Raw genomic sequence first — 3,775 nt, 5'->3', positions numbered from 1 at the left:
ACGTCCTCGACGGACGCGTCCTGCATCATCCAGTAGACCGAGCGGGGGTGCGTGACCCAGGCGTGGAGCAGCTCGAGGTCACGGGACAGGTCGAGGGGTTCGATGGTGATGTCGTGCGTCATCGGGCTGCGCTCCTCAGGTGGTCGGGGACGCCGAACGTCTGGACGGCGATCCGCTTCTCGATCGGATAGGCCTCGCGGCCGAGCAGCGCGGCGATGATCACCGAGTTGCGATAGGGCCCCATGCCGAGGTCCGGGGCGAGCAGCGAGTGGGTGTGCTCCTCGGCGTTCTGCACGAAGATCTCGCCACCGGCGACGTCGACGGAGTAGTCCGCCGCCACGTCGTACCGACCGCGCTCGTCGAGGCGGATCCGGTCGCGGACTCCGTCGAGGAAGGACGGCGCGGTCGACGCATAGCCGGTCGCCAGCACCAGTCCCCCGGTCCGGAGCGAGAACTCCTCACCGGTCTCGACGTGCAGCAGGTCGAGCTCGCTGACGGCGCCGTCGCGGCGGGCGCCGCGCACCTCGGTATTGGTGACGAGCGTCGTGTGCGGACCGGCGCCGGTCACCCGCTGCTGGTAGTGCAGGTCGAAGATCGCGTCGACCAGCTCGGCGCTGATCCCCTTGAACAGGTGGCGCTGCTCGCGGGCCAGCCGGTCGCGCGTCTCCATCGGCAACGACCGGTGGTAGGCGCCGTACTCCGGCGACGTCATCTCGAGGGTGAGCTTCGTGTACTCCATCGGGAAGAACCGCGGACTGCGCGTGAGCCAGGTCAGCGTGTAGCCGTGGTCGGGCGCCTCGGAGAGCAGGTCGTGGTAGATCTCCGCGGCGCTCTGGCCGCTGCCCACGATCGTGATCGTCTCCTGCTGCTGCAGGGCGGCCTTGTGGGCGAGGTAGTCGGCGGAGTGGATGACGCCGGGTTCACCGACCAGCGGGCGGAGGGCGTCGGGCACCCGCGGCGTCGTACCGATCCCGAGCACCAGCCTGCGCGCCCGGAACGTCTCGCCGCTCCCGCTGTGGACGACGTATGACGTCCCGTCGTGCTCGACGTTCGTGACCCGCTGGCCGAACCGGACGCTGTCGAGCCGTTCGGCGGCCCAGCGGCAGTAGTCGTCGTACTCGCGGCGGAGCGGGTAGAAGTTCTCGCGGATGTAGAACGAGTAGAGGTGGCCGCTCTGCTTCAGGTAGTTCAGGAACGTCCAGCGCGACGTGGGGTCGGCCATCGTGACCAGGTCGGCGAGGAACGGCACCTGCAGCGTGGCGTCGTCGAGGAGCATGCCGGGGTGCCAGTCGAACCCGTCGCGGGCTTCGAGGAACACCCCGTCCAGGCCGTCCGACTCCCGCAGCGGATCGGTCAGGCAGGCCAGGCCGAGGTTGAACGGGCCGAGACCGATCGCCACGAAGTCGTGCACGCGGTTCATCACGCGACCTCCACCGGAGTCAGCGGAGGCTCGACGACGTGCTCGGGCGCGAGCCGAGCGCCGGTGGCGCGGACCAGGTCGAGCACACCGACGATGTCGTCGGCGGTCGCCATCGGGTTGAGCAGGGTGACCTTGAGGTACTGGATGCCGTCGACGCGGGTGGCCGCGACCATGGCGGCGCCGGAGTCGTAGAGGGCCTCGCGGATCGCCCGGTTGAGGGCACCGAGGCCGTCCTCGCCCAGCGCCACGTCGCGCGGGACGTAGCGGAACACGAGGGTGCTGAGCTCGGGCGCGGCCGCGAACTGCAGGTCCGGCTCGTCGCGCAGCACGGCGTACACGGCAGCGGTCAGGTCGACGACCGCGTCGACGTACCCACCGAGCAGCTCGGGTCCCATCGTGCGCAGGGTCAGCCAGAGCTTGAGGGCGTCGAACCGGCGCGTGGTCTGCAGGCTCTTGTCGACCTGGTTGGGGTCGGTGGCCTCGCGCGGGTTGAGGTAGTCGGCGTGCCAGGTCGCCGGCGACAGGGTGGTCCGGTCGCGGACGATGATCGCGCTGGAGGAGACCGGCTGGAAGAACGTCTTGTGGTAGTCGACGGTCACCGAGTCGGCACGGTCGATGCCGTCGAGCATCGACCGACGACGCGGCGAGATCAGCAGGCCGCCGCCGTACGCCGCGTCGACGTGGAGCCAGGTGTCGTACGCCAGCGCCAGGTCCGCGATCGCCGGGAGCGGGTCGATCGCTCCGAAGTCGGTGGTGCCGGCCGTCGCGACGATCGCCATCGGGCGCAGCCCGAGCGCCGTGCACGCAGCGAGCGAACGCTCGAGGGCAGCCGGGTCCATCCGGTGCCGCGAGTCCGTGGGCACGCTGACGACGGCCTCGTCGCCGAGTCCGAGCAGGCGCGCGGACTTCTGCACCGAGAAGTGGCTGTCGGCGGACGCGAGGATCCGCAGCCGCTCGGCCGGGACCCGCTCGTGCCGGCCGCGGGCGAGCAGCAGGCCCTGCAGGTTGGACTGGCTGCCGCCGCTGGTGAAGACGCCGTCGGACGCGGCACCGAAGCCGATCCGTTCGGCGGTCCACTCGATCAGCCGGCGCTCGATGTAGGTGCCACCGACGCTCTGGTCGAAGGTGTCGAGCGAGCTGTTGACCGAGGCGACGAAGAGCTCGGCCAGCAACGCCGGTACGACGACCGGGCAGTTGAGGTGGGCGGCGTACGTCGGCTCGTGGAACCACACGGCGTCGTCGAGCCAGAGCTGCGACATCTCGGCGAGGACCTCGCCGACGTCGGTCAGCGGGCTGGCCAGGTCGACCGCGGCGACGCGGGCGGCGGCGTCGGCGGGCTGGGTCCCCGTCGACGGTCCGGCCACCGTGCGGAGCTGGCCGAGCAGGTGCTCGAGGCCGGCGCCGAGGGTCGCGGCGTAGTGGTCGGCGTGGGCAGGGTGGAACAGGTGGTGCAGGGGGAGCTGGGACACGGAGATCTCCTGTGATCCGAGAAGGTAAGCCTTACCTAATCAGATCACAGGAGATCTTGTCACCGCGGCGACGGGTGCAGCACGTCACACTCAGCCGAGGTACTTCTCCCACGGCCCGGTGATCGCCAGCGTGAGGCCAGGCGTCTGGATGTTCACGAACAGGACCTTGCCGTCCTCGGAGAACGCGGGGCCGGTGAACTCGGAGTCGTTGAGCTGGTTGCGCGCGATCGCCTGGGCCGGGCCGTACGGCGTCGCCGACAGCACGTGCGATGCACCGACGCCGTCCTCGGCGAGCACCAGCGAGCCCCACGGCGTGACGGTGACGTTGTCCGGGCCGTCGAAGGTGAGGTCGTCGTACTTCGGGGTGCCCTCGGTCTCGGTGGTCTCCTGGTGCGGGAAGTAGGTGACCAGCTGGATGGCCTCCGCGCCGTAGTCGTAGAACCAGACCATGCCGTCGTGCGGCACCGCATCGGCGGGCAGGTCGCCGTCGGAGAAGGCGTAGGAGTTCACGACGTACACGCCCTCGTCGGTGCCCCAGACGCCCTCGAACTTCTTGCCGCGGGTGACCTCGCCGGGCGCGAACTGCTTGCGGGTGGAGACGGTCCTCGCGTGGCGGTCCGGCACCGGGATCCAGCGCACGGGGAACGGCCGGCCGAGCTGGGCCGAGGTCAGGTAGGCGACGTCGGAGAGCACGGAGCCGTCGGGCATCAGGATCTGCATCGCCTCAAGGACACCGGCGTCGTCGGCCAGGTCGTCGGCGATGCCGGACTTCAACCGGTGGCCACGCTCCGCCGTCCAGCGGTAGAACAGGCCGTTCGGGCCGGAGGCGTCCTCGGACAGGAACACGTGCCGACGCGACTTGTCGATCGCGCAGGCCTCGTGGGCG

Annotated in this window: 3 protein-coding genes; all 3 read right to left on the bottom strand. The window is 70.3% G+C overall.

Annotated features, from left to right (window positions below; translation table 11 throughout):
- Positions 1-118: 118 nt before the first annotated feature.
- Complete coding sequence (locus ACOADB_RS27325; RefSeq protein WP_378606530.1) at positions 119-1,420, bottom strand: lysine N(6)-hydroxylase/L-ornithine N(5)-oxygenase family protein; 1,302 nt, start codon at positions 1,418-1,420, stop codon at positions 119-121.
- Complete coding sequence (locus ACOADB_RS27320; RefSeq protein WP_378606527.1) at positions 1,420-2,889, bottom strand: pyridoxal phosphate-dependent decarboxylase family protein; 1,470 nt, start codon at positions 2,887-2,889, stop codon at positions 1,420-1,422. The genes ACOADB_RS27325 and ACOADB_RS27320 overlap by 1 nt, the downstream gene beginning before the upstream one ends.
- 90 nt (positions 2,890-2,979) lie before the next feature.
- Positions 2,980-3,775, bottom strand: a 796-nt coding sequence (locus ACOADB_RS27315) for an alkaline phosphatase PhoX (RefSeq protein ID WP_378606524.1), incomplete at its 5' end; no start/stop codon positions are given.

The sequence above is a fragment of the Nocardioides sp. CPCC 206348 genome (genome assembly GCF_048654705.1).
Lineage (GTDB): Bacteria > Actinomycetota > Actinomycetes > Propionibacteriales > Nocardioidaceae > Nocardioides.
Note: the sequence above shows the minus strand (reverse complement) of the source record. Positions and strands in the feature narration are given on the sequence as shown.

What these genes read in the sequence shown, in the direction of transcription:
- ACOADB_RS27325 (WP_378606530.1), bottom strand. Translation starts at nt 1,420, where the DNA reads ATGAACCGCGTGCACGACTTCGTGGCGATCGGTCTCGGCCCGTTCAAC.